At 72.8% G+C, this 24,418-nt stretch carries 13 protein-coding genes; 3 read left to right on the plus strand and 10 right to left on the minus strand.

Features of this window, described 5'->3' with window-relative positions; translation table 11 throughout:
* The 5 genes from ACPXCS_RS39030 to ACPXCS_RS39050 form a co-directional block, all read right to left on the minus strand.
* The coding region (locus tag ACPXCS_RS39030; RefSeq protein ID WP_425952264.1) for a beta-ketoacyl synthase N-terminal-like domain-containing protein at positions 1-1,139 on the minus strand (1,139 nt) is incomplete at its 3' end.
* A 43-nt stretch (positions 1,140-1,182) separates the two neighbouring features.
* On the minus strand, positions 1,183-4,308 hold the full coding sequence (locus tag ACPXCS_RS39035) for a type I polyketide synthase (RefSeq protein ID WP_425952265.1): 3,126 nt from the start codon (positions 4,306-4,308) through the stop codon (positions 1,183-1,185).
* Between the two features lie 52 nt (positions 4,309-4,360).
* On the minus strand, positions 4,361-5,098 hold the full coding sequence (locus tag ACPXCS_RS39040; RefSeq protein WP_425971234.1) for a thioesterase II family protein: 738 nt from the start codon (positions 5,096-5,098) through the stop codon (positions 4,361-4,363).
* A complete protein-coding gene (locus ACPXCS_RS39045; protein WP_425952267.1) occupies positions 5,095-6,345 on the minus strand; it encodes a cytochrome P450 in 1,251 nt (416 codons plus the stop codon). Before ACPXCS_RS39045 ends, ACPXCS_RS39040 begins: the two co-directional genes overlap by 4 nt.
* Positions 6,342-6,611, minus strand: a complete 270-nt coding sequence (locus ACPXCS_RS39050) for a phosphopantetheine-binding protein (protein ID WP_425952268.1) — start codon at positions 6,609-6,611, stop codon at positions 6,342-6,344. Before ACPXCS_RS39050 ends, ACPXCS_RS39045 begins: the two co-directional genes overlap by 4 nt.
* A 252-nt stretch (positions 6,612-6,863) precedes the next feature.
* Here ACPXCS_RS39050 and ddaH point away from each other — a divergent pair, with 252 nt between their 5' ends.
* The 3 genes from ddaH (at position 6,864) to ACPXCS_RS39065 (ending at position 11,673) form a co-directional block, all read left to right on the plus strand.
* Positions 6,864-7,640 (plus strand): dimethylargininase, encoded by a 777-nt coding sequence (gene ddaH, locus ACPXCS_RS39055; protein ID WP_425952269.1) that lies wholly within the window; start codon positions 6,864-6,866, stop codon positions 7,638-7,640.
* Between the two features lie 82 nt (positions 7,641-7,722).
* Positions 7,723-8,493 (plus strand): thioesterase II family protein, encoded by a 771-nt coding sequence (locus tag ACPXCS_RS39060; protein ID WP_425952270.1) that lies wholly within the window; start codon positions 7,723-7,725, stop codon positions 8,491-8,493.
* A gap of 12 nt (positions 8,494-8,505) precedes the next feature.
* Complete coding sequence (locus ACPXCS_RS39065; RefSeq protein ID WP_425952271.1) at positions 8,506-11,673, plus strand: BTAD domain-containing putative transcriptional regulator; 3,168 nt, start codon at positions 8,506-8,508, stop codon at positions 11,671-11,673.
* On the opposite strand, the gene ACPXCS_RS39070 is transcribed toward ACPXCS_RS39065, so the two are convergent.
* The 5 genes from ACPXCS_RS39070 to ACPXCS_RS39090 form a co-directional block, all read right to left on the minus strand.
* Positions 11,657-12,421 (minus strand): ABC transporter permease, encoded by a 765-nt coding sequence (locus tag ACPXCS_RS39070; protein WP_425952272.1) that lies wholly within the window; start codon positions 12,419-12,421, stop codon positions 11,657-11,659. The two genes, ACPXCS_RS39065 and ACPXCS_RS39070, sit on opposite strands and share 17 nt — an antisense overlap.
* On the minus strand, positions 12,418-13,356 hold the full coding sequence (locus tag ACPXCS_RS39075) for an ATP-binding cassette domain-containing protein (RefSeq protein WP_425952273.1): 939 nt from the start codon (positions 13,354-13,356) through the stop codon (positions 12,418-12,420). Before ACPXCS_RS39075 ends, ACPXCS_RS39070 begins: the two co-directional genes overlap by 4 nt.
* A gap of 64 nt (positions 13,357-13,420) precedes the next feature.
* Positions 13,421-14,158, minus strand: coding sequence for a thioesterase II family protein (locus ACPXCS_RS39080; protein ID WP_425952274.1), 738 nt, complete (start codon positions 14,156-14,158; stop codon positions 13,421-13,423).
* Between the two features lie 43 nt (positions 14,159-14,201).
* Entirely contained in the window at positions 14,202-17,996 is a 3,795-nt protein-coding gene (locus ACPXCS_RS39085; RefSeq protein WP_425952275.1) for a non-ribosomal peptide synthetase, read from the minus strand.
* 5 nt (positions 17,997-18,001) lie between these two features.
* Positions 18,002-24,418, minus strand: a 6,417-nt coding sequence (locus tag ACPXCS_RS39090; protein WP_425952276.1) for an amino acid adenylation domain-containing protein, incomplete at its 5' end; no start/stop codon positions are given.

The following is a 24,418-nucleotide window of genomic DNA, read 5'->3' on the forward strand; positions in this document are numbered from 1 at the left end:
CCGATGTTGGACTTCAGCGAGCCCAGCCACAGCGGCCGGTCCTCCGGCCGGTCCTGGCCGTACGTGGCCAGCAGTGCCTCGGCCTCGATCGGGTCGCCCAGTCTCGTCCCGGTTCCGTGGGCTTCGACGACGTCGACGTCCTGTGCCGTCAGGCCCGCGCCCGCCAGGGCCTGGCGTATGACGGCCTCCTGGGAGAGGCCGTTGGGGGCGGTCAGGCCGTTGGAGGCGCCGTCCTGGTTGACCGCCGAGCCCCGTACGACCGCCAGCACCCGGTGGCCGTTCCGGCGCGCGTCGGAGAGACGCTCCAGCAGCAGCAGGCCGACACCCTCCGCCCAGGCCGTGCCGTCCGCCGCCTCGGAGAACGCCTTGCACCGTCCGTCCGCCGCGAGGCCGCGCTGCCGGCTGAACTCCACGAACATGCCCGGGGTGGCCATGACGGCGGCGCCGCCGGCCAGGGCGAGCGAGCACTCGCCGTTGCGCAGCGCCTGGGCGGCCATGTGCATCGAGACCAGTGAGGAGGAGCAGGCGGTGTCCACGGTCACCGCGGGCCCTTCGAACCCGAAGGTGTAGGCGATACGGCCGGAGGCGACGCTCGCGGTGTTGCCCGTCAGGAGGTATCCGTCGAACCCGGCGGCGCCGTCGTGCAGGTCGGGGCCGTAGTCCTGGGTCATGGCGCCGACGAACACGCCGGTGCTGCTGCCGCGCAGCACGCTCGGGTCGATGCCGGCGCGTTCGAACGCCTCCCAGGAGGTCTGCAGCAACAGCCGCTGCTGGGGGTCCATCGCCGTGGCCTCACGGGGGCTGATCCCGAAGAACGCGGGATCGAATCCGGCCGCGTCGGACAGGAATCCGCCCTTGGCGACGTAGGAGGCACCGGGTCGGTCCGGGTCGGGATCGAGGAGCTTGTCGGTGTCCCAGCCGCGGTCGGTGGGGAAGTCGGTGATGGCGTCGACGCCTTCGGTGACGAGACGCCACAGATCCTCGGGAGCGCGGACGTCTCCCGGATAGCGGCAGGCCATGCCCACGATGGCGATGGGTTCGCGGGCGGACTCCTCCAGCTCGCGCACCCGCTCGCGCAGGGCCTGCGCGTCGTCGACTGCGCGTCGCAAGTAGGACCGGAGCTTGTCGACGTCTTTCACCAGGGCCTCCCCCAACGGTGGTTCCTCGGACGAGCGGGTGGTGCTACACGTATCCGCGGTCGATCAATTCGTATAATTCGTCATCACTCCGGCTTTCCGTTCTCGTCTCCTCCGCCGTCTCCGGGGCGTCGCTCGTCTCCGGCGCGTCGGGTGTCTCCGGCGCGAGGAGGGAGAAGATGTGGCTGCCGAGCCGTTGCGGAGTGGGGTGGGAGAACGCGACGGTCGCCGGGAGCCGTACGCCGGCGGCCGCGGTGAGCCGGTTGCGGAGCCGGACGGCCATCGAGGAGTCGAAGCCGAGGTCCTTGAAGGTCTCGGCCGACCTCGCCGCGAGATCGGCGCCCGTCAGCTTCGTGTCCGTCATGCTCAGGACCGCCGCGGTCTCGGCACACACGAGGTCGAGGACCGCTGACGGCGAGTCCAGGTCGGCGGCGCCGGAGTCGGCGGGGGCGGGCCGGTGCGAGTCCGGTCCGGCTCCCCTCGGGAAGGGGGCGGCGTTCGGGGTGCGGGTGCCGTCGGGTGCCGCCAGCCAGTACCGCTGCCGCTGGAACGCGTAGAACGGCAGGCCGATCCGGCGGGGCCGGCCGGCCGCGAACGCCTCGTCCCACTGCACCGGCACCCCCCGCACGTGCAGTTCGGCCAGCGAGGTGAGGAGGTCGCCCGCACTCCCGTCGTCCTTGTGCAGGGTGCCCGTCACCACCGGTGAGGCCGCCAGGGCGTCGGCGGTCTCCGCCATCGCCACCGCGAGCACCGGGTGCGGACTGACCTCCACGAACACCCCACCGCGCGTGCGCATCAACTGTGCGATCACGTCGCCGAAACGCACTCGCGAGCGCAGGTTGTCGTACCAGTAGGAGCCGTCGAGGCTGCGGGTGTCGAGCGGTCCGCCGGTGACGGTGGAGTGGAACGCGACCGCCGACTCCTTCGGGGAGAGGTCAGCGGCGGCCTCCAGGACCTGGTCACGGATGCGTTCGACCTGGTGGGAGTGGGACGCGTACTCGATCCTGACCCGGCGTACCCGCACGCCGTCGGCGGCCGCCGCCGTGGCGAACTCCTCCAGTGCCTCCAGGTCCCCGGAGATCACCACGGAGCCCGGTCCGTTGACCGCGCCGACGCAGAGTCGTCCGGGCCACCGCTCCAGCCGTTCCTCGACCCATGCGAGGGGCGCGGACACCGCGTTCAGTCCGCCCAGGCCGGCCAGCCGGGTCAGTGCCCGGCTGCGCAGGGCGACGATGCGGGCGGCGTCCTCCAGCGGGAGCGCGCCCGCGACGCAGGCGGCGGCGATCTCTCCCTGCGAGTGGCCCACGACCGCGTCGGGGACGACTCCCAGGGAACGCCACACCCGTGCGAGGGAGACCATCATCGCGAACAACGCGGGCTGGACGACGTCGTCGCCGCTTTCCAGCGACGGTGCCGACTCGGCGCCGGTCACGAGGTCCACCAGGGACCAGTCCACCCATGGGTCCAGGGCCCGCGCGCACGCGTCGATGCCGCGCGCGAAGACCTCCGACTCGGCGTACAGCCGTCTTCCCATGCCCGTCCACTGCGAGCCCTGGCCGGGGAACACGAAGACCACCGGGCCCGCCTGTTCCTCGGCCGCCCCGCGGACCACCCGGGCCGCGCTGCCGCCCGTCGCCACCACGTGCAGACCGGCCAGCGACTCCTGACGGTCACCGCCCAGCACCACCGCCCGGTGTGCGAACAGCGTCCGCGTCGACACGAGGGAATGTCCCACGTCGGCCGCCGAGAGGGACGGGTCGGCGGTGACGAGTTCCCGCAGTCGCGCCGCCTGTTGCCGCAGGGCCGGTTCCGACCGGGCCGACAGCACCCACGGCACCACCCCGGGGACGCCTGCCGCGGCGGGCGGGTCGTCGCGGGTGTGCTCCCGGGGCGCCTGCTCCAGGATCACGTGCGCGTTCGTCCCGCCCATGCCGAACGCCGACACCCCTGCCCGGCGCGGCCGGTCCGGCACGTCGGGCCAGGGCCGCGCGGTGCCGAGGACCTCGAAGTCCTCCTGGAAGCCGGGGATGGCGGGGTTCGGGGAGCGGAAGTTCAGGCTGGGGACCAGGTGCGCCCGGTCCACGCAGAGCACGGCCTTGATGAAGCCGGTGATTCCCGCGGCCGGCTCCAGGTGTCCGACGTTGGTCTTCACCGAGCCGATCACCAGGGGCCGGCTCCGGCCGGTCTCCCGGAACACCTGGCGCAGGCCGGATATCTCGGCGGGGTCGCCGAGCCGGGTGCCGGTGCCGTGGGCCTCGACGTAGTCGACCTCGTCGAACGGGACGCCCGCGTTGCGCAGGGCGGACAGCGTGGTCGCCGCCTGTGCGGCGGGGCTGGGGTCCGGCATCCGGGAGGTCGCGCCGCCGCTGGTGACGCTCCAGCCGCGGATCACGGCGTAGACGTGATCGCCGTCGGCGACGGCGAGGTCCAGCCGCTTCAGCACGGCGACGCCGCCGCCCTCTCCCCGGACGAAGCCGCTGGCCCGTTCGTCGAAGGTGAAGCAGCGGCCGTCGGGGGACAGGGCGCCCAGGTTCGCCATGCCGAGTCCCGCGTCCGGGTCGACGATCAGGTTCACGCCGCCCGTGATGGCCATGTCGACCGCGCCGCTGCGGATCCGTTCACAGGCCAGGGCCAGCGCCACGAGGGAGGAGGACTGGCCGCTGTCCGCGCAGAAGCTCATGCCGCGGACGTCGAACAGGCTGGATATGCGGTTGGCGATCAGCGCGCCGCTCGAACCGAGCGCGGCGTAGTGGTCGTCCCGGTCGCTGCCGGACAGCCTGCGCAGCACGTCGTACCCGGAGGAGGCGGCACCGACCAGGACGTCGACCTCGCGGCCCGCGAGCGCGGACGCCGGGACACGGGCGTCTTCGACGGCCTCCCAGGCGAGTTCCAGGCCCAGGCGCTGCACGGGGTCCATGGCGGCCGCCTCCGCCGGGTCCGTTCCGAAGAACTCCGCGTCGAACCCGTCGACGGCGTCGAAGAACGAACCCGCGTGCACGGTCGCGGCGTCCGGGTGGGGCGGGTGCTCGGAGGCGGCCGTCCGCTGCTCGGGGAAGGTCCCGACGGTCGACCTCCCCTCGTGCAGGAGGCTCCAGAACTGCCCCAGGTCGTGCACGCCGGGGAAGCGGCACGACATCCCGATGACAGCGATGTCGGTGGGTGCGCCAGTCATGCGAATCCCTTCCGGTTCTCTCGGCGTACGGTGCTCACCGGCCGCACCGCCCTCAGCGCCAAGAGGTCAGCACCTCGCGCAGTCGGTCCGGCGCGTTCATGAAGTCGTGGTGGCCGCCGTCGAGGACGTGGAGGTCGACGGTGTCCGCGTACCGGCGCCACTCACCGAGCTGGTCGGGGCTCACGTCGGGGTCGTCCCGCCAGTGCAGTACGACCACCGGGCAGGGCAGCGCGACGGGCTGTGTGCGCCGGTACCGCCGGGCGGCGGTGAGGTCGCGCAGCAGTACGGTCATGCCGAGGTCGATCATGTCCGGCCGGGGTGCGATCCCGCGGCCGCGGATGACCGACTCCAGTTCGGCGCGCAGTTCGGCCTCGGTCAGGCTGAACATCCGGTCGCTCGCGGTGTCGTGCGGCGCCGGCTGGCCCGACACGAAGAGGCGGGCGGGCCCGGGCAGGCCCAGTGCGGCGAGCCGGGCGGCGGTCTCGAAGGCGGGCAGCGCGCCCGCGCAGTGCCCGAAGAACGCGAACGGCCGGTCGAGCAGGGGACCGAGGGCCACGGTCAGGGCGTCGGCGAGGTTCTCGTAGGTGCCGTAGTGGGGTTCGGCCAACCGGTTCTCGCGGCCGGGGAACTGCACGGGGCAGATCTCGGTGCCGTCGATCGCGGCCGGCCAGGCGCTGAAGGCGGACGCCCCGGACCCGGCGTAGGGGAAGCAGAAGAGACGGGCGCGGTGGGCGTCGGACGGCGGCCGGACGAACCACGGCGAGGGGGCGGTGGTGGAGCCGGAGGTCATGGCGTCATTCGTTTCTCGGCGACGATGGGGAGGTGGGTCAGCCCGGCGATGAAGTACGACCGCAGGTGCTGCGGCTCGCCGTCGAGGGCGATCGACCCGAACCGCTGGAGCAGTTCCTCGAAGAAGACGCGCAGTGTCAGCCGGGCCAGCGGGGCCCCGACGCAGAAGTGCGGCCCGAAACCGAAGGCGACCTGGCGTTTGGCGTTGTGCCGCGTGATGTCGAAGCGGTGGGGATCGGTGAACTGGGACTCGTCCCGGTTGGCCGATCCGATCCAGGCGACGACCGCCCCGCGGGCCGGGATCGTGCCCCCGTCGAGCCGGACGTCGCTCACCGCGTAACGCATGAAGTTACAGGCGGCCGAGGTCCAGCGCAGCCCTTCCTCGACCAGGTTGGGCACCAGCGAGGGGTCGGCCTGCGCCTTCGCGAACTGCTCGGGCCGTTCGACGAGCGCCTGCACGGTGCCCGAGACGGTGTGCGGAGTGGTCACGTTGGCGCCCAGCAGGATGCTGTAGCCGTCGAGGGCGATCTCCTCGTCGGTGAGCGGCGCGTCTCCGGCGCGGACGCTCATGAGGTGGTCGAGCAGGCTGCCGTCCTCCTCGCCGGTCGCCCGCCGCCGTCTGACCCACTCGGTGACGTAGGTGACGAGTTCGTGGTGGGAGATGGCCAGGGTCGCGGCCTCGCCGCCGAGCCGGAAGTGCGGGTCCGAGGGGGCCGTCACCATCGCGGTCAGCCGCACGAGTTCGTCCCAGTCCCGCTCCGGGATGCCGAGGAGCGGGCCGGTGACCATCGCCGGGAGGCGCAGCGCCTGCTCGGCCAGGTCGAACGTGCCGCCGTCCAGGGCCGGTTCGAGGAAGCGCACGACGGTCTTCCGGATGCGGTCCTCCCAGGGCGCCACGGCCCGGGCGGTGAGCTTGGCGCCGATCGCCCGGCGGACCTGGGTGTGCCGCGGCGGGTCGGTGGAGGTCATCAGCCGGCCGGCCGCCACGTCGTCCACCCCGAGGTGGGTCACCACCGTGCCGCGTTCGGAGGTGAACTCGCGGTGGTCGCCGAGTACCCGGCAGACGTCGTCGTAGCGGGTCACCGACCAGAACTCCCGGCCGTCCGGCAGGACCTGGTGGTGCACGGGCGCCTTCGCCCGCATGAGGTCCCAGACGGGGTGCGGATCGCCCGAGGTGTAGAGCTCCAGGTCGAACAGGTCGACGCGGTCGAGGTCGATGTCCCGGGCGGGCCCCGGCGTCAGTCTCACGTCCGGGTCCCTCCCCGTTCGATCAGAGCGGCGACCCGCGCCGGCGTCTGGGCCAGATAGAAGTCGCGCACGGACAGTTCGACGCCGTAGTCCGCGGCCACCCGATCGATGATCTTGATTCCGATCAGTGAATTGCCGCCCACCGCGAAGAATTCGTCATCGGATCCGATGTCGTTTGAGTTGAGGTATTCCCCCCACAGCGTCGAGATCTCCCGCACGAGTGAATCGGGCGCGCTCGAAGGTACGGCTTGCGCTTCTGACTCCATTGCCAGCCTTTTCCTTTCCACTGTCCCGCCGGCGGGACAGTGCGCCGGGGGGCCATCGCCGAGCCAACGTAAAGGGCTGGGGAAACGCAGTGCAAGAGTGGACGGTGCGTTCGCCGCCGGACCCCGCCGGCCGCTGCGCCGTGCTATTTCTTTCTCACCCGGTCAATCGCTCCGGGATTCCTCGGATTTCCCCAGCAGATGGGAGTGAAGGTGCCGCACGAACAGCGAAAGGCATCGCCCCGGAAATACCTCATGTGCCGACCCACGTACTTCGACGTCACATACTCGATCAACCCGTGGATGGACCCGGACCGGCCCACCTCCATGGAGACCGGGATGGCCCAGTGGAAGTGGTTGTTCGACACCTACGCCGATCTGGGGCACGACGTACGGCTGATCGAGCCCGTACCGGGGCTCCCCGACATGGTGTTCGCCGCGAACGGTGCCCTCGTCGTGGACGGCAAGGTGCTCGTCGCGCGCTTCCGGCATCCCCAGCGCAGGGACGAGTCGGCAGCCTACCTGGAGTGGTTCGGCCGCGGCGGCTGGTCCGAGGTCCGGCAGGCGCAGTACCTCAACGAGGGCGAGGGCGACCTGCTGTTCACCGGCACGGAGATCCTGGCCGGCACCGGCTTCCGCACCGAGGCGCGCGCCCACGACGAGGTGCGTGAGTTCTTCGGGCGGCCCGTGACCGGACTGACCCTGGTCGACCCGCGGTTCTACCACCTCGACACGGCCCTGGCGGTGCTCGGGGACGGGGAGATCATGTACTACCCGGGCGCGTTCTCCCCGCAGAGCCGGGCGGTGCTGGCCGAGCGGTACCCGGACGCCGTCCTCGCCGAGGAGGCCGATGCCGCCGTGTTCGGCCTCAACGCGCTGTCGGACGGCCGCACCGTGGTGCTGCCCCGCAAGGCGACCGGTCTCGCGGCGCGGCTGCGCGAGCGCGGCTACCACCCTGTCGGCGCCGATCTGGCCGAGCTGCTGAAAGCCGGGGGAAGCGTCAAGTGCTGCACGCTCGAACTGCGGGAATGAGGAGCGCGGCCGCATGCGGACGGCACGGTCGGCGGGCCGTCCCGTCGACGGGACAGCGGCCCGGGAACGCGCGGGGGGACCGATGACGATCACACGCCGCCGCAAGACCGTCCACAGCGCGTGGATCCGGCAGTTCCACGACGCGCGGGCCGACGGTCCGACGCTGGTCTGTTTCCCCCACGCCGGGGGTTCGGCGTCGGCCCACTTCTCGCTCTCGGAGGAACTGTCCGCCGCGGCCGAGGTGCTGGTCGTGCAGTACCCGGGCCGGCAGGACCGGCTGGCCGAGCCCGCCCTGGAGGATCTGCGGCTGATGGCGGCCGAGGTCGCGCACGCCCTGGGGCCCTGGCAGGACCGGCCGCTGGCCCTGTTCGGGCACAGCATGGGGTCCCTCGTGGCGTACGAGGTGGCACTGCGGCTCGAACGGCGCCGGGGCGAGGCCCTCCTGGGGCTGGTCGTCTCGGGCCGGGCCGCCCCGTCCGTCCCCTCCGGCCGGCTCGTCCACGACCTGGACGACGAGCGGCTCACCGGCCATCTGGCCCGACTCGCGGGCACTCCGCCGGAGTTGCTCGCCGACAAGGACCTGCTGGCCGTCGCCCTGCCCTCGCTGCGCGCCGACTACAAGGCCGTCGAGACCTACCGGGACCGTGCGGGGGCCAAGGTCGGGTGCCCGATCAGCGGGTACCGCGGGAGGCAGGACACGGGCGTGCCGCGCGACAGCATGGGCAAGTGGGCCGACTACACGACCGGGCGGTGCGCCTTCCGGCACTTCGACGGCGGCCACTTCTACCTGCAGTCCCGCGAACGCGAGGTGGCCCGTGCCGTTCTGCAAGATCTGGCCCGCTGTCGCTCGTGACAGAATCAGCGGGTGCAGATCGGGATGCTGGGTCCGTTTGAAGTCCGCACAGACACGGGCGACTTGGTCGACGTGCCGGGCGCCCGACTGCGCGGGCTGCTGATCGCCCTCGCCCTGCGGACGGGGCACGCGGTGCCGAAGGCGTCGCTCGTCGACTGGATCTGGGGCGAACGCCCGCCGGCGGATGCGACGAACGCCCTTCAGCGCCTGGTCTCCCGGCTGCGCAAGGCGCTGCCGGACGGGGTGATCGAGGGGCAGACGGACGGCTACCGGTTGACGCTGGTGCCGGACGCCGTCGACGCCGTGCGGTTCGAGCGCCTCGTCGCCGCCGGCCGGGCCCGTGCCGAGGACGCTTCCCGTCGGGCAGGGCTGCTGCGCGAGGCCCTCGCGCTGTGGCGCGGTGCGGCGCTGCAGGACGTCGGCCTCCAGGACAGCGCCGCCTTCGACGCCGCGGCCGCCCGCCTGGAGGGTCTGCGCCTGGCCGCCACGGAGGAGTGCGTCGACGCGGAGATCGCCCTCGGGCGCGGTGCGGAGCTGGTCGCGGAGCTCACCGACCTGGTGGCCGCGCATCCGTTGCGGGAGCGGTTCGTCGCCGCGCTGATGCGGGCCCTCGCCGCGGCCGGCCGGGACAGCGAGGCCCTGCAGGTGTACCAGCGGGCGAGACAGGCCCTGGCCGAGGCGCTGGGCACCGACCCCTCCCCCGAGCTGTCGGCGGTGCACGTCGCGCTGCTGCGGGGCGAGCTGGGGCAGGCCCGGCGGCAGGAGGAGGCCGGCCGCAGGACCAATCTGCGCGCCGAGCTGACCACCTTCGTCGGACGCGGCGGGGAGATCGCCGCGGTGCGCGAACTCGTCGCCGCGCACCGGCTCACCACCGTGATAGGGCCGGCCGGCGCGGGCAAGACCAGGCTGGCCACGGAGGCGGCGCGCACGCTGCTCGGCGACCTCCGGGACGGCGTGTGGCTGGTGGAGCTGGCCGCCGTGCGCGTGAACGGCGGCGTGGCCGACGTGGCGCAGTCCACGCTCGCCGGGCTCGGGCTGCGGGACTCCCTGCTCGGCGGAGCGCCGAACGCGGAGCTGACGGAGCGTCTGGTCGCCGCGATCCGCGAACGCGAGGCGCTGCTGATCCTGGACAACTGCGAGCACGTCATCGAATCCGCCGCGGTCTTCGCCCACCGGGTGCTCGGCGAGTGCCGGCGGCTGCGGGTCCTGGCGACCAGCCGGGAACCGCTCGGCATCACCGGCGAGGCGCTGTGGCAGGTCGAGCCGCTGGCCCTGCCGGACGGCGACGCGAGCCCGGACGAGATAGCGGCCTCGCCCGCCGTCCGGCTGCTGCGCGACCGGGCCGGTGCGGTGCGCCGGGACCTCGGGGCCGACGCGCACACACTGGCGACCACGGCGCGGGTCTGCCGGGCGCTGGACGGGATCCCCCTGGCGATCGAACTGGCGGCGGCCCGGCTGCGCACCATGTCCGTCGACCAGCTCGCCAACCGGCTCGACAACCGCTTCCGGCTGCTCACCAGCGGCAGCCGGACCGCCCTGCCCCGCCACAAGACGCTGCGCGCGTCGGTCGACTGGAGCTGGGAGCTGCTCAGCGGCGAGGAGCGCACGGTCCTGCGCCGGCTGTCGGTGTTCTCCGACGGGGCGAGCCTGGAGGCGGCCGAGCGGGTGTGCGCGGGCGACACGGTCGAGCCCGAGCAGGTGCTCGAACTGCTCACCGCGCTGACCGAGAAGTCGCTGCTGCTCGCGGAGGGCGGCAGCGCCCCGCGTTACCGCATGACCGGCACGATCAAGGAGTACGCCCGGCACCGGCTCACCGAAGCCGGGGAGACCGACCGGACGCGCCACGCGCACCTGGCCTGCTTCACCGAGCTGGTCGAGGCCGCTGAGCCGCATCTGCGCCGCGCCGAGCAGCTGGAGTGGCTGGCCACGCTCGAGACCGAGCACGGCAACATCGGTGCGGCGATGCGCGGCGCGCTGGCCGCGGGTGAGGCGCAGGGGGCGATGCGGCTGGCGGCGAGCGCGGGGTGGTACTGGTGGCTGGCCGGTCACCGGACCGAGGGCATGGAGCTGCTCACGGCGGCCACCAGGACGCCCGGCGAGGTGGCCGACGACTTCCGCGCCATGGTGTACGCCCTCATCGCGATGTTCATGAGTTCCGGGCGGGGCGGTGACGAGCACCAGGCCGCGGAGTGGATCCACAAGACGTACGAACTGAGCCGGCGCAGCCGGCGCAGCCATCCCGCGCTCGGGTTCGTCGTCCCGCTGGAGCGCATGCTGCAGACGCCGGACGCGTTCCTGCCCGCGTTCGAGCCGCTGCTCGACGACGAGGACCCCTGGGTCCGCGCGATGGCCCGGCTGCACCTGGGCAAGATGCGGATCATGCTGGGCCGGGACGGGCGGGACGCGGACGCGTACCTGGAGCGGGCGCTCACCGAGTTCCGGGCGCTCGGGGAGCGGCTCGGGATCTCGTTCGCCCTGACCGAGCTGGCGGACCGGATCGCGGTGCGCGGCGAGTTCGCCGCCGCGTGCGAGCACTACGAGGAGGCGATAGCGGTCGTCACCGAGGTGGGTGCCGCCGAGGACATCGTGCGGATGCGGTCGCGGCAGGCGCAGTTGTACTGGCTGCTGGGCGACGAGGACGCCGGCGCGGCCGCCCTCGCCGAGGCGCGGCGGAGCGCGCGGCGGGTCACCTGGCCGGACTCGCTGGCCGAGCTGGCCCTGGCCGAGGCGGAACTCGCCCGGTGGGACGGCAGGACCGAGGAGGCGCTCGAACAACTCGGCGTCGCGCGGCATCTGCTGGGCGAGGGAGCCGAGGGGGCGATCATCCGGGCGACGACCCACGACCTGCTCGGCTATCTCACCGGTGATCTCGACGAGGCCCGGGCGCACCGCGCGGCGGCCTGTGCGGCGGCGTCCGAGGCGGGACACGCGCCGTTGATCGCGCATGTGCTCGTCGGGGTCGCGGACCTGGCGCTGCGCCTGGGCGAGCACGAGCAGGCCGCGCGGCTGCTCGCGGCGAGCGCCGCCGTGCGGGGGCTGCAGGACCGTTCGCACCCGGACGTGGCGCGGATCGAGCAGAGCGCGCGCCGCCGCCTCGGCGACGCGCGGTTCGCCGAGGCGGCTCGGGAGGGGGCGCGGGCGGACCCGTCTCACCTGCTCCGGGTCACGCTCGCTTCTTGAACGTGGACAGCGCCCACACGTAGCCGAGGAGGGCGAGGCCGACGCACCAGGCGACGGCCGCGATGGCGTCGCTCCGGGCCGGGCCGTCCTCGACCATCAGGCCGCGCAGCGTCTCGATGATCGGCGTGAAGGGCTGGTACTCGGCGAACTGCCGCACACCGGCCCCCATGGTCTCGGCGGGGACGAACGCGCTGCTCAGGAACGGCAGCAGGATCAGCGGTACGGCGGCCAGGCCGGCCGACTCGGCGGTCTTGGCGGCCAGCCCCACGGCGACGGTGAGCCAGCTGGTCGCGACGGTGAGCAGCACCACGAGGCCGAACACGGCGAGCCAGTCCATGGCGCTGGCGGTGGGGTTGAACCCCATCAGGAAGGCCACGCCGACGATGGCCGCGTCGGCCACCAGGCAGCGCAGGGTGGTCACGACGACCTGCCCGGTCAGCACGGCGCCTCGGGAGACGTCCATCGCCTTGAACCGGTTGATGATGCCCTTGGTCATGTCGTCGTTCACGGCCGTCGCGGTGGCCCCGAGCCCGTAGCTGATGCCCATCACGAGCATGCCCGGGGTCGCGTAGTCGACGTAGTCCTCGCCGACGCTGAAAGCGCCGCCGAACACCTTGACGAACATGAGCATGACCAGAATGGGGATGAGCAGCGCGTTGAACACCGTGAGCGGGTTGCGCAGCGTGTGCTTCAGATTGCGGCGCAGCATGATCGAGGAATCGGTCAGGGCCGCGGAGAGGGAACTCACTTCGCCTCCTCCTTCACGCTCGGACGCCCGGTCAGGGCGAGGAAGACGTCGTCGAGGTCCGGGGTGTGCACGGAGAACTCCTGGGCGTTGAGCCGGTGCTCGTCGAGCCGGTCCAGCATGGACCGCAGCGACTTCGAGTCACCGTTGCTGGGCACCCGCAGGGTCAGTTCCTGGTCGTCCCGGGTGGCCCCGGGCAGGATCCGCGCCGCCGTGTCGAGGTCGTCGAGGTCACCGAACCGGAGCCGGACGTGGGTGCCGGGGACCTGGCGCTTGAGCTCCTCGGGGGTGCCGTCGGCGACCAGGCGGCCCTGGTCGAGCACCACGATCCGGTCGGAGAGCTCGTCGGCCTCCTCCAGGTACTGGGTGGTGAGGAAGATGGTGGTGCCGCCCGCCACCAGGTCGCGGACGATCCCCCACATCGTGCGCCTGCTGCGGGGGTCGAGCCCCGTGGTCGGCTCGTCCAGGAAGATGATCTTCGGGCTGCCGACCAGGGTCATCGCCAGGTCCAGCTTGCGGCGCATGCCGCCGGAGTAGGTCGCCGCCATCTTGTCGGCGGACTCGGTCAGGTCGAACCGCTCCAGCAACTGCGCGACCACCTGGTCGCCGGCGGGCACCCGCTTCAGGTCCGCCACCAGCCCCAGGTTCTCCCTGCCCGTGAGCAGATCGTCCACCGCGGCGAACTGACCGGTCACGCCGATGGCCCCGCGGACCTTCTTGGTCTCGCCGGCCACGTCGTGACCGGCGACACGCACCGTTCCGGCGTCGGCCTTCAGCAGCGTCGCGAGGACGTTCACCGTCGTCGTCTTGCCGGCCCCGTTGGGGCCCAGCATGGAGAACACCGTTCCCTCGGCGACCTCGAAGTCGATGCCGTCGAGCACGACCTTGTCGCCATATGCCTTGCGCAGTCCACTGACTGCGATCGCCGCACTTGTCATGGGACCACTGTCCCGGCCGGGCCTGACACCGACCTGTCACGTCCCTGACACGCCCGCTGACACGCTAGCGCCTGTCGCGGGCCGATTCCGCTTCGATCACGTCCAGGACCTCCCGGCCGAGGTCGACCAAGTACATGTGGTCGCCCGGAAGTTCCGCATAGCTGAATCCGGCCGTGGTCGCGTCCCGCCACTGCCGGGCCTCCTCCGCGGTGACCAGGCCGTCACAGTCGCCGCGCAGGGAGCAGATCGGCACCCGCACCGGCTCGTCGGTGCTCGGGACGTAGCTCTCGTGCATCTCGCAGTCGGCCTGCAGCACCGGCAGGATGAGCTCCCGCATCTCCGGGTGGTCGAGCGCCTCGTGCCGGAATCCCGCGAACTCCTCGACGCGGGCGAGGAACTCCTCGTCGGGCAGCCCCGCCGCGCGTCTCTCACGTTGGGTCCACGGCCCCGGCGAACCGCTGACGACCAGCCGCTCGACGGGCACGTCCCGCCTGGTCAGCAGATGCACCAGCTCGTAGGCGAACACCGCGCCCAGGCTGTGCCCGAACACCAGCACCCGCTCCCCCTCGCCAAGCATCGCGGCGATGCCGTCGACCTCCTTCCCGGCCGCCTCGACCACGTCGCGGTACGGCGCTTCCAGCATCCGCCGTTCCCGGCCCGGCAGTTCACAGGCGAGCACGCGCCACCGGTCGCCGGCCAGCGCCCGCCACGGGTGGAAGAACGAGGCGCCCGCTCCCGCGAACGGCACGCACAGCAACGTGGCCCGGTCCGCGTGCGACGCGGACGTCCCGGACGTTTTCATTCGGCCCCCTTCAGGTACGTCGTCGGTTCGTCACGGTGTCCGGTCATGCCGCGAACTTGCCGTTGATGACCTCCATGATCTCGGCCACGGGCCCGGGCATGTGCAGTTCGTGGTGCACGGCGCGCACGTCGTGCACCTCGATGGCGCCGAGCACATAGGGCCGCCACAGGTGCGCGTACGAGTTCTCCTCCAGCGTCGCGTTGAAGAACACCACGTCACCGCGGTAGACCGGGGACTCGAACCTCGACATGATCGCCGCGTTGTTGGCGAGGATCCTCGACATGGTCCCCACGAGCTGTTCCCGGTTCTCGGGGCCGAAGTACTCGCCGAAATGCTCCTCGAGTTCCGCCCGGTAGTCCGCCAGCGTCCGGCCGGCGTGGATCTCCTTGAAGAGGTCCCCGCCGGGCTGGGAGTCCAGGATGGCCACGAAGGCCACCTCTCGCCCACGCCGGTCGACCGCCTCCGCGACGGCCTGCACGACCGTGCCGCCGTAGGACCAGCCGACCAGGTGGAAGGGTCCTTCCGGCTGGATCCTCACCATCTCGTCGACGTAGTCCTCGACCATCTCCTCCACCGACCCCGCCAGCTTCTCGGTGCCGTTCCAGCCCCGGGACTGCAGGGCGTAGGCCGGCCGGTCCTGCGCGTGCAGCACGAAACTGAAGAACGCCCAGCCCAGCCCGCCTCCCCCGTGCAGGAACCACAGCGGCAGTTTGCCCGTACCGGGGTCGCTGTTCAGCGTCAGCACGACGGCGAACGGGTCGGAGAGGTCCTCGGAGGCGGCGACGAGCAGCAGCGCGGCCAGCTCGGCCACCGTGGGGTACTTGATGATCGTCCTGAGCGGGATGTCGATGTCGAACTCGGCGCGGATGCGGGCGCTGAGCCGGGTGGCCAGCAGCGAGTGCCCGCCCAGTGCGAAGAAGTCGTCGTCGATGCCGACCCGTTCCAGGCCGAGCAACTCGCCGAAGAGGGCGCACATCCTCTCCTCGTGGGAGTTGCGCGGCTCCCGGCCCTCCGCCGTGTCCGGGTCGCCGGAGGGCAGTGCCTCCTCGTCGAGCCGGCCGTCCGGGGTCAGCGGCAGCTCCGTGAGGGGCAGCAGCGCCGAGGGCACCATGGCGCCCGGGAGACGCTCTCCCAGGTATGCGGGCAGCTCGGCGAGGAGCGCCCGGACACCGGCGCCGGGCTCGGGCACCACATGGCCCAGGAGGCGTTCGCCGCCGTCCTGGTCCACCCGCAGCACGACCGCCGCCCGCGCCACGCCGGGGTGGCCGGCCAGCACCTGCTCGATCTCCCCCGGCTCGACCCGGAACCCCCGGACGCGCACCTGGCGGTCGGTCCGCCCGAGGTGTTCGAGCCGGCCGTTGCCGTCCCAGCGCACCAGGTCCCCGGTGCGGTACATCCGGCGGCCGGGCTCACCGTAGGGGCAGGCCACGAAGCGCTCCGCAGTCGGCCCCGGCCGGCCCTGGTACCCGCGGGCCACCCCGGCACCGGCGACGTACAGCTCGCCCGGCACCCCGCGCGGCACCGGGCGCAGCCGTGCGTCGAGCACGTACACCCGGGTGTTCCCGGCCGGCAGCCCGATCGGCACCCCCGCCCCCACCCGCACGCGTGCCTCGGTGCTCCACGGCGTCGTCTCGGGCGTGCCGTGCACATGGACCACTTCGGCGGCCTGCTTCGCCAGGAGCCTGGCCAGCCGTGCCGGGACGGTCTCCCCGCCGACGATGATCCGCAGTCCGTTCGCGGCGTGCGGCACGCGCATCGCCAGCGCCTGCCAGAAGGCGGGCGTGGCCTGCACGGCGGTGACCTCGTGCCGGCGCATCAGCTCCGCCACGGCCGGCACGTCCTCGACGGTGTCGTCGCCCGCCACCACCAGGGCCGCGCCGGTGACGAGCGGGAGGTAGATCTCGGTGACGGCCGTGTCGAGCGCCACGGTCGTGCCGAACAGCATCCGGTCCTCGGACGACAGCGGGAACCGGCGCCGCGCGGCGGCGAGGCAGTTGGCGACCGCGCCGCGCGGGACCGCCACCCCCCTGGGCTCTCCCGCCGGGTCCGCCGTGTAGATCACGTACTGGGTGTTCCCGGGCCGGACGGCCACCTCGGGTGCCGAGTCCGGGTACGGCGACAGATCCACGCCGGCCAGCGCGTCGGCGTCCAGTACGAGCACCGGCTCCGCGTGTGCGAGGACGCGGTCGGTCCGGGAACGCGGATGGGCCGGATCGACCGGTACGCAGGCTCCGCCGGCCTTCAGCACCGCCAGCAGCGCCACCACCAGGTCCACCGTCCGGGGCAGGCGCACGGCGACCCGCGACTCCGCCCGCACACCGCGGTCGACCAGCCAGTGCGCCAGTCTGCTCGACCGTGCGTCCAGCTGCCGGTAGGTGACCGAGTCGTCCTCGCCGATGACGGCGAGCGCCTCCGGTGTCGCCTGGGCCTGTCCCCGCAGCTCCGCGACGAGCCCTGCGTCCAGGGAGGGTTCGGCGGTGTCGTTCACCTCCGCCACCAGGTGCTGCCGTTCCCCCGCCAGCAGCACGTCGACATCCCCGACGCGCCGGCCCGGATCGGTGGCCAACTGCTCCAGGACCCGCACGAACCGGGCGGCGACGGCCTCGACCGTCTCCCGGTCGAACAGGTCGGTCGCGTACTGGATGTCGCCGCGCAGCGCACCCGAGTCGTCCGCGACCACGTTGAAGAACAGGTCGACCTTGGAGGTGGAGGCGGCGGTCCCCTCGACCTCCAGGGTGAGCCCGGCGAGTTCGAGCTGCGGCCGCTCGTAGTTCTGCAGTCCGAGCATCACCTGGAACAGCGGCTGGTACGCCGCGGAGCGTGCCGGGTTGATCGCCTCGACCAGCATGTCGAACGGGACGTCCTGGTGCTCGTAGGCCGCCAGCGCCCGGTTCCGCACCTGGCCGAGGAGGTCGGTGAACGAGGGGTCGCCGGACAGGTCCACGCGCAGCACCTGGGTGTTGACGAAGAACCCGACCAGGTCGGCGAGCGCCTCGTCGGTCCGCCCGGCGATCGAGCTGCCGATCGTGATGTCCCGCCCGCCGCCCAGCCGGCACAGCAGCACCGCCAGCGCGGCGTGCAGGACCATCGACATGGTCGTTCCGTGCTCGTCGCCCACCTTGCGCAGCCCCGCCGCCACCTCCGGTTCCACCAGGAGGCCGACCGTGGCGCCCCGCCCACTGGCCTCCGCAGGCCGCGGGCGGTCCAGCGGCAGGTTCAACGGCTGTGGCACCCCGGCCAGTTCCTCGCGCCAGTACGCGATCTGCCGCGCGGCGAGACTGTCCGGGTCCTCGACGTCGCCGAGCACCTCGCGCTGCCACATCGTGTAGTCCTTGTACTGCACGGGCAGCGGCTCCCACCCCGGGGCCCGGCCGTCCCGGCGGGCGGTGTAGGCCGCGGCCAGGTCACGGGCCAGCGGCGCGCCCGAGCTGCCGTCGGTGGCGATGTGGTGGATGACCAGGACCAGGACGTGTTCCTCGGGCGAGCAGCGGAACAACCGCACGTGCACCGGGATCTCGGCCGCGAGGTCGAACCGGTACGCGCCGGCCTCCTCGACCGCGGCGGGCACGTCCTCGGGCGCCAGCTCGGTGACCGGCACCTCGGGTGCGGCCTGGGCCGTCGGCAGGATGCGCTGGTGCAGCTCACCGTCGTCGTTCATGGCGTAGACGGTGCGCAGGATCTCGTGCCGGTCGACCACGTCGCGGATCGCGGCGGCGAGGGTGTCCCGGTCCAGGGATCCGGTCAGCCGGAAGGCCGCCGACATGTTCCAGTTCTCCGACCCGCCCTCCATCTGGTGCAGAACCCACATGCGGCGTTGCGCGAACGAAAGCGGAATCATCGCTCTTACTCCTCTGTGAACATCTTGCGCAGGCCGGGGCGGCGGGGTGCGGCCGAGTCCTCCGCCCAAGCGGCGAGCGCGGCCACGGTCGGCAGGTCGAAGATCTTGCGGATCGGTATCTCGATCCCCATCTCGGCACGGGCGCGGCTGATCAGCCGGGTGGCGAGCAGCGAGTGGCCGCCGAGTTCGAAGAAGCCGTCGTCGATGCCGACCCGGTCCACGCCCAGCACCTCGCCGAACAGCCCGGTGAGGATCTCCTCGCGGGAGGTGCGGGGTGCCCGGTAGGCGGTGGCGGTGTACTCGGGCTCGGGCAGCGCGGCCCGGTCCAGCTTGCCGTTGGGGGTGAGCGGCATCCGGTCGAGGACCACGAAGGCGGAGGGCACCATGAAGTCCGGCAGCCGCTCCGACACGAACAGGCGCAGGGCCCGCGCGTCCGGGCCGGCGGGCCCGGCCGGGTCGCCGGTCGCCGGGGCGTCACCGGTGCCGGTGGGCACGACGTAGGCGACCAGTTGCCTTCCGGTGCCGCCGCCGCGCCCGTCGCGGGCGATCACGACGGCCTGGGTGACGCCGGGATGCGCGGTGAGCGCGGCCTCGACCTCGGCCGGTTCGACGCGGAAGCCGCGCACCTTGACCTGGGCGTCCCCGCGGCCCAGGTACTCCAGCCGGCCCTCGGCGTTCCAGCGGGCGAGGTCGCCGGTGCGGTACATGCGCGAGCCCGCCGGGCCGAAGGGGTCGGGGACGAAGCGCTCGGCGGTCAGTGCGGCGCGGCCGTGGTAGCCGCGGCCCACGTTCCCGCCGACGTACAGCTCACCGACCGCGCCCGGGGGCGCGGGATCCAGGCCGGGGCCGAGGACGTAGGTCCGCATGTTGCCCAGGGGCGTGCCGACGGGCACGCTGCCCGTCCCGTCGAGCGGTTCGCCCTCCGCGGTGAAGGTGGTGGCGTAGAACGACTCGCTCTGCCCGTAGGCGTTGACCACCCGTACGCCCGGGAAGGCGCTGCGGGTCCTCTCGGCGAGCGCGGCGGGCAGGGCCTCGCCGGCGAAGACGACCGTCTCCACCTCGACGCGGCCGGCGATCTCGCCGACGAGTTCGGCGAAGGCGGACGGCACGGTGGAGATGACGCTGCCGCTCCAGGACGAGCGGTCGCCCAGGACCAGGACGTCGGGGACGACTTCGACGACGCCGCCGTGGGCGAGGGTCGTGAAGATCTCGAACACCGAGACGTCGAAGTTGACCGACGTGCCCGCGAGGAGCCGCTTGCCCGCCGCCATGCCGACGCGCGGGGCCAGTTGCAGTACGCCGTTGACCACGTTGGCGTGGGTGATGGCGACGCCCTTGGGCTTGCCGGTCGAGCCGGAGGTGTACATCACGTAGGCCGTCTGGTCCGGGTGCGGCGCACGGGCGGGTCCCGGGGCGTCCGCGGTGAGGTCCAGGGTGTCGAGGAGGACGTCCGGGGCCTCGTGTGCCGGCAGCACCGGAACGGTCGCGGTGTCCGTCAGGACGAGGAGGGGCCGTGCCTCGTCGAAGATGGGCACGAGGCGGTGGCTGGGGTAGCGGGGGTCGACCGGCAGATACGCCGCGCCGGCCTTCAGCACGGCGAGCAGCGCGACCACCAGGTCCGCCGAGCGGGGCAGCGAGACGGCGACCACCGACTCCGGTCCCACGCCCCGGCCGGCCAGTTCGTGGGCCAGGCGGCCGGCCCGGGCGGTCAGCTCGCGGTAGGTGAGCGAGGTGTCCCCGGCGATCACGGCCGTCTCGTCCGGGGTCCGTTCCGCCTGTGCCTCGACTAGTGCGGGGATCGTGACGTGCGGGACGGGGACGGCCGTGTCGTCGAACCGGGCGGTGAGCCGCTCGTGTTCGGCCCGCTCCAGGACGTCGAGGCGGGCGACCGTCAGGCCGGGGGTGGCCGCGAGCTGTTCCAGGACGCGCACGAAGCGGCCCGCGTAGGACTCCACGGTGTCCCGGTCGAAGAGACCGGGCCGGTACTGGAGGAGGAACTCCAGGTGCTGTTCGGCCGCCGCCATCAGCGCGAGCGGGTAGTGGGTGCCGTTGGTCGGGCGCAGGCCGGTGAAGGCGATCCCGTCCGCGGCCTCGGTGGCGGCGCCGATGCCCTCCCGGTCGACGGGATAGGACTCGAAGACGACCAGTGTGTCGAAGAGGGTCGGCAGGCCGAGGGACTGCTGGATCTCCGTGAGGCTGTGGTGGTGGTGTTCGAGCAGGCCGGCCTGGTGCCGCTGCAGCCGGGTGACGACCTCGGCGAGGGTGTCGCCGGGCGCGTACCGCACCCGTACGGGCAGGGTGTTGATGAACATGCCGACCATCGACTCGACGCCCGGGACCGCGGGCGGGCGGCCGGAGACGGTGGCGCCGAAGACCAGGTCCTGGCGGCCGGTGAGCCGGCCGAGGAGCAGCGCCCAGGCGGCCTGGACCAGCGTGTTGACGGTGACGCCCAACTCCGAGGCGCGCGACGCGAGTTCGTCGGACAGGTCGGAGGGGAGGGCGAACTCGACCTGATCGAGGCCGTCGGCGCCTTCGGAACGCGGCGCGAGCAGGGTCGCTTCGCGCACGCCGTCCAGCTCGGCCGCCCAGGCCCGTGCCGCCTCGTCCCCGTCCTGCTGCGCGCGCCAGGCGAGGAACTCGCCGTAGCTCCGTGTGCCGGGCAGGCCGGTCGCGTCGCCGTGGGACGCGTAGAGCAGCAGCAGGTCCCGCATCAGCAAGGGCGTGGACCAGCCGTCGGACAGCACGTGGTGGACGGTCATCACGAGTTCGGCCCGCCCGGGTTCCGTCACGGCGAGCGCCAGCCGCATGAGCGGCGGGGTGTCCACGTCGAAGTGGGCGGCCCGGTCCTCGGCGAGGAACCGCTCCAGGGTCTCGGTGCGTTCCGGCTCGGCGAGCGCGGTCAGGTCGAGGTACTGCCACGGCAGGGTCACCCCCGCCGCGGGCACCACCTGCACGAAGTCGCCGTCGGCCCGGTCGACGAACGCCGCGCGGAGGTTGGGGTAGCGCTCCAGCAGTGCCTGCCCGGCCCGGCGCATCCGCTCGGGGTCGACGCTGCCGCTCATCTGGAACACCAGCTGAATGTGGTACGGGTCGAACGACGCCCCGGCCATCATCGTGTGGAAGAGGATCCCCGACTGGGTGGGGGTCGTCGGCCAGATCTCGGTCAGTGCGCCGAACCGGGTCTCCCAGGTGTCGATCTCCTCCTGGCACACCTCGACCAGGGGGGCGTCGGCCGGGGTCAGTCCCCCGGCGTCGGGTGCGGTGGCGTGCTTCGCCAGGGCGGTGAGGGCCCGGACCCACAGTCCGGCCAGTTCGGTGACCTCCTCGCGGGAGAGCACCCCGGTCGGGAAGGCGAGGTAGGCGGTCAGTTCCTCGCCGTCGGGGGTGTCGGCGGCGACCGCGTTGATCTCCAGTGCGGACAGTACGGGCAGGTCGGCGTCCGGTGCGGCGATCAGGTCCTGGTGCGAGGTGTCCGGGGCCCAGCCCGACAGGCGCAGGTCCTCGGGGATGTCCGCGCCGGAGGTCCGGCCGAGGTAGTTGAACCCGATCTGCGGCTCCGGCCCCGACGCCAGCACGCCGGCGGTGTCGGGATTGAGGTGGCGCAGCAGGCCGTAGCCGATGCCGTTGTCCGGCACCGCCCGGGACTGTTCCTTGACGGCCTTGACGACCCGGCCCGCGGCCGGACCGCCGGCGAGGGCGTCCGCCACGTCGATCCCGGTCAGGTCGAGGCGCACCGGGTACAGGGAGGTGAACCATCCGGCCGTGCCCGACAGGTCGGCGCCGGGCACGAGGTGCTCCTCGCGGCCGTGCCCTTCCAGCCGGACCAGTGTCGAGGAGCCGGGCACGCCCCGGCTTCGGCGCCAGTGGGCCAGTGCCAGTGCGAGGCCGGCCAGCAGCCCGTCGTCGGCCCTGCCGCGGAACACGGCGGGGACCGTCGTCAGCAGCGTCTCGGTGACGTCCGCCGGGACCCGGACCCGGACCGTGTCGACGGTGGCCGTGACATCACGTGCGGGGTCCAGTGCCCGTGCTCCCAGCGGGGGTTCGGCCTCGCCGAGGATCCGCTGCCAGACGGGGAGTTCCGCCGTGCGCCCGGGACCGGTCGCCTCGTCGACCAGGGCATGGGCCCACCGGCGGAACGAGGTGCCGCCGGGCGCCGGTTCCGGGGTGCGGCCGTCCCGGATCCGCTGCCAGGAGGAGATCAGGTCCGGTATCAGGATCCGCCAGGACACCCCGTCGACGACCAGGTGGTGCAGGACGATCAGCAGCCGGTCCGCGCCCGTGCCGGAGGTGAACCACACGAACTGCGCCATGACGCCCGCGTCGGGGTCCAGGCGGCCCGCGGCCGCGTCCAGTTCGGCGTGCGCGTCGGCGTCGGGGTGGGGGACCTCCCGCAGCAGCGCGCCCGCGTCCGCAGCGCCCGGCGGCTCGATCCACAGGCCCGAACGGTCCCGGTCGAGGCGGGACCGCAGCACGTCGTGCCGGTCCAGCAGGGCCTGCAGGGTGGCCACCAGTTCCGGGCGGTCCACGCCCTCGGGCAGCGTCAGCATCCCGGACATGGAGAACCGTCCGATGCGGCCGCCCAGTGCGAGGACGTGTGCCGCCATCGGAGGCAGCGGAGCCCAGCCGACACCGCCGCCGGGCAGTTCGGCCAGGGCCGGGCGCTCTCCTTCCCGTCCTTCGACGAGCTCCGCGAGCCGGGCGACCGTGCGGTGTTCGAAGATCTCCCGGGTGCTGACGGTCATGCCACGGGACCTCGCCCGCGCGACGACCTGGATGGAGCGGATGCTGTCCCCGCCGGTGGCGAAGAAGTCGTCGTCGATGCCGACCCTCTCCAGGCCGAGCACTTCGGCGAACAGCGCGCTGAAGGTCTCCTCGCGCTCGTTGCGCGGTGCCCGGCCGGTCGTGCCCTGCGCGTAGTCCGGCGGCGGCAGCGCCCGCCGGTTCAGCTTTCCGCTGGGTGTCAGCGGTATCTCCGTCAGCGGTACGACCGCGGCGGGCACCATGTAGTCCGGGAGCCGCCCCTGGAGGTGCTCGCGCAGCTCGGCGAGGAGCGGACCGATCGTCTTGGCGAGTGCGGGAGCGTTGGCCCGGGCGCGCCTGCCGACCGCGCCGGGGACGAACGTGCCGGACACGCTCGGCGGTCCGCCGGGGCGCTCGGGCAGCAGCACCGCGTCGAAGCAGCGCACGTCCTCTCCCGACAGGGTGAGGATCGCATGCCGGCCGTTCTCGTCCGCCCATCGGAGCACGTCCTGCGGATCGACGGGGCTCCCGGGCAGGGGCGCCGGTTCGAGGAGACCCGCCGCGACGGCCACGGTGGCCTCCTCGGCCAGGCGCGCGTTGGGCACGCCGGTCACCCGCACCGGGCCGGGCCCGACGCGGTCTTCGAGCGTCGCGAGGCCGGGCAGGTCGGACAGTTGCCCGCCCCAGGGCACCGACGGCACGTCGGCGAGGCGCAGGACGCCGGCCGGGGACTTGTGCAGCACGACCTCGTAGCGGTGCCGCGTCAGTTCGTTGTGGGCCCGCCCCGGCTTGAGGCGGATGTCGGCCGCGGCGGAGTGGCCGGCCGCCCATTCGGTGAACCACTCGGGGGCGACCACGAGTTCGCGTTCGGCGAGCAGATCCTTCTCGACGAGCGTGCGCAGTTCCTCGTACGAGGCGTGCGGGTGCGCCGCGCGCTGTGCCGCGGTGAGCAGCAGCCGGAGTGTGGTGGCGTTGCGGACGTCACCGACGACGAGCCGGCCGCCCGGTGCGAGCAGTTCCATGGCCTCGCACAGGACCCGGTCGAGGTAGTCGGCGCTCGGGAAGTACTGCACCACCGAGTTGAGCACGACGGTGTCGAACCCGCCGCGGGGCAGTCCGGACAGGTCGTCGGCTGCCTGGGCGCTCAGCCGGATCCGGTCGCCGTGACCGGCCCGCTCGGCCTGTGCCCTGACCCGCTCCACCACCGGGGCCGAGATGTCGGTCCCCCAGTACTCGTCGACCTCACCGACGATCTTCGCCATCAGCAGACCGGCGCCCACACCGATGTCCAGCACCCGCCGGGGCGCGAACCGCAGCACCTGGGCCACCGCGGCGTCCCGCCACTCCAGCATCTGTTCCCGCGGGATCGGTTCGCCGTCGTAGGAGGACGTCCACATCTGGAAGTCCTCGCCCCATGCCTGGTCCTCGGACGCGCGGTAGCTGTCGTCGTAGACCTGGCGCCATTCGTCCGCCTGAGCGCCGACGTCCGCCACCGCGGCGTCGGGGTCGGGCACCACGTAGCCCACGAGGCGCTTGCCGCCCCGGGTGTCGTCGCGCACCACGACCGTCGCCTGCGCCACGCCGGGGTGCTCGGTCAACGCCTGCTCGATCTCGCCGAGTTCGATACGGAAGCCGCGGATCTTGACCTGGAAGTCGGTCCGGCCCAGGTACTCGACCTGCCC

It is taken from the genome of Streptomyces sp. DT190, assembly GCF_049846985.1.
Classification (GTDB): domain Bacteria; phylum Actinomycetota; class Actinomycetes; order Streptomycetales; family Streptomycetaceae; genus Streptomyces.

Bases quoted from the DNA above. Each gene is read 5' to 3' on its own strand.
- ACPXCS_RS39085 (WP_425952275.1), bottom strand. From the start codon at position 17,996: ATGATTCCGCTTTCGTTCGCGCAACGCCGCATGTGGGTTCTGCACCAG.
- ACPXCS_RS39080 (WP_425952274.1), bottom strand. From the start codon at position 14,158: ATGAAAACGTCCGGGACGTCCGCGTCGCACGCGGACCGGGCCACGTTG.
- ACPXCS_RS39040 (WP_425971234.1), bottom strand. From the start codon at position 5,098: ATGACCTCCGGCTCCACCACCGCCCCCTCGCCGTGGTTCGTCCGGCCG.
- ACPXCS_RS39075 (WP_425952273.1), bottom strand. From the start codon at position 13,356: ATGACAAGTGCGGCGATCGCAGTCAGTGGACTGCGCAAGGCATATGGC.
- ACPXCS_RS39035 (WP_425952265.1), bottom strand. From the start codon at position 4,308: ATGACTGGCGCACCCACCGACATCGCTGTCATCGGGATGTCGTGCCGC.
- ACPXCS_RS39060 (WP_425952270.1), top strand. From the start codon at position 7,723: ATGACGATCACACGCCGCCGCAAGACCGTCCACAGCGCGTGGATCCGG.
- ddaH (WP_425952269.1), top strand. From the start codon at position 6,864: ATGTGCCGACCCACGTACTTCGACGTCACATACTCGATCAACCCGTGG.
- ACPXCS_RS39050 (WP_425952268.1), bottom strand. From the start codon at position 6,611: ATGGAGTCAGAAGCGCAAGCCGTACCTTCGAGCGCGCCCGATTCACTC.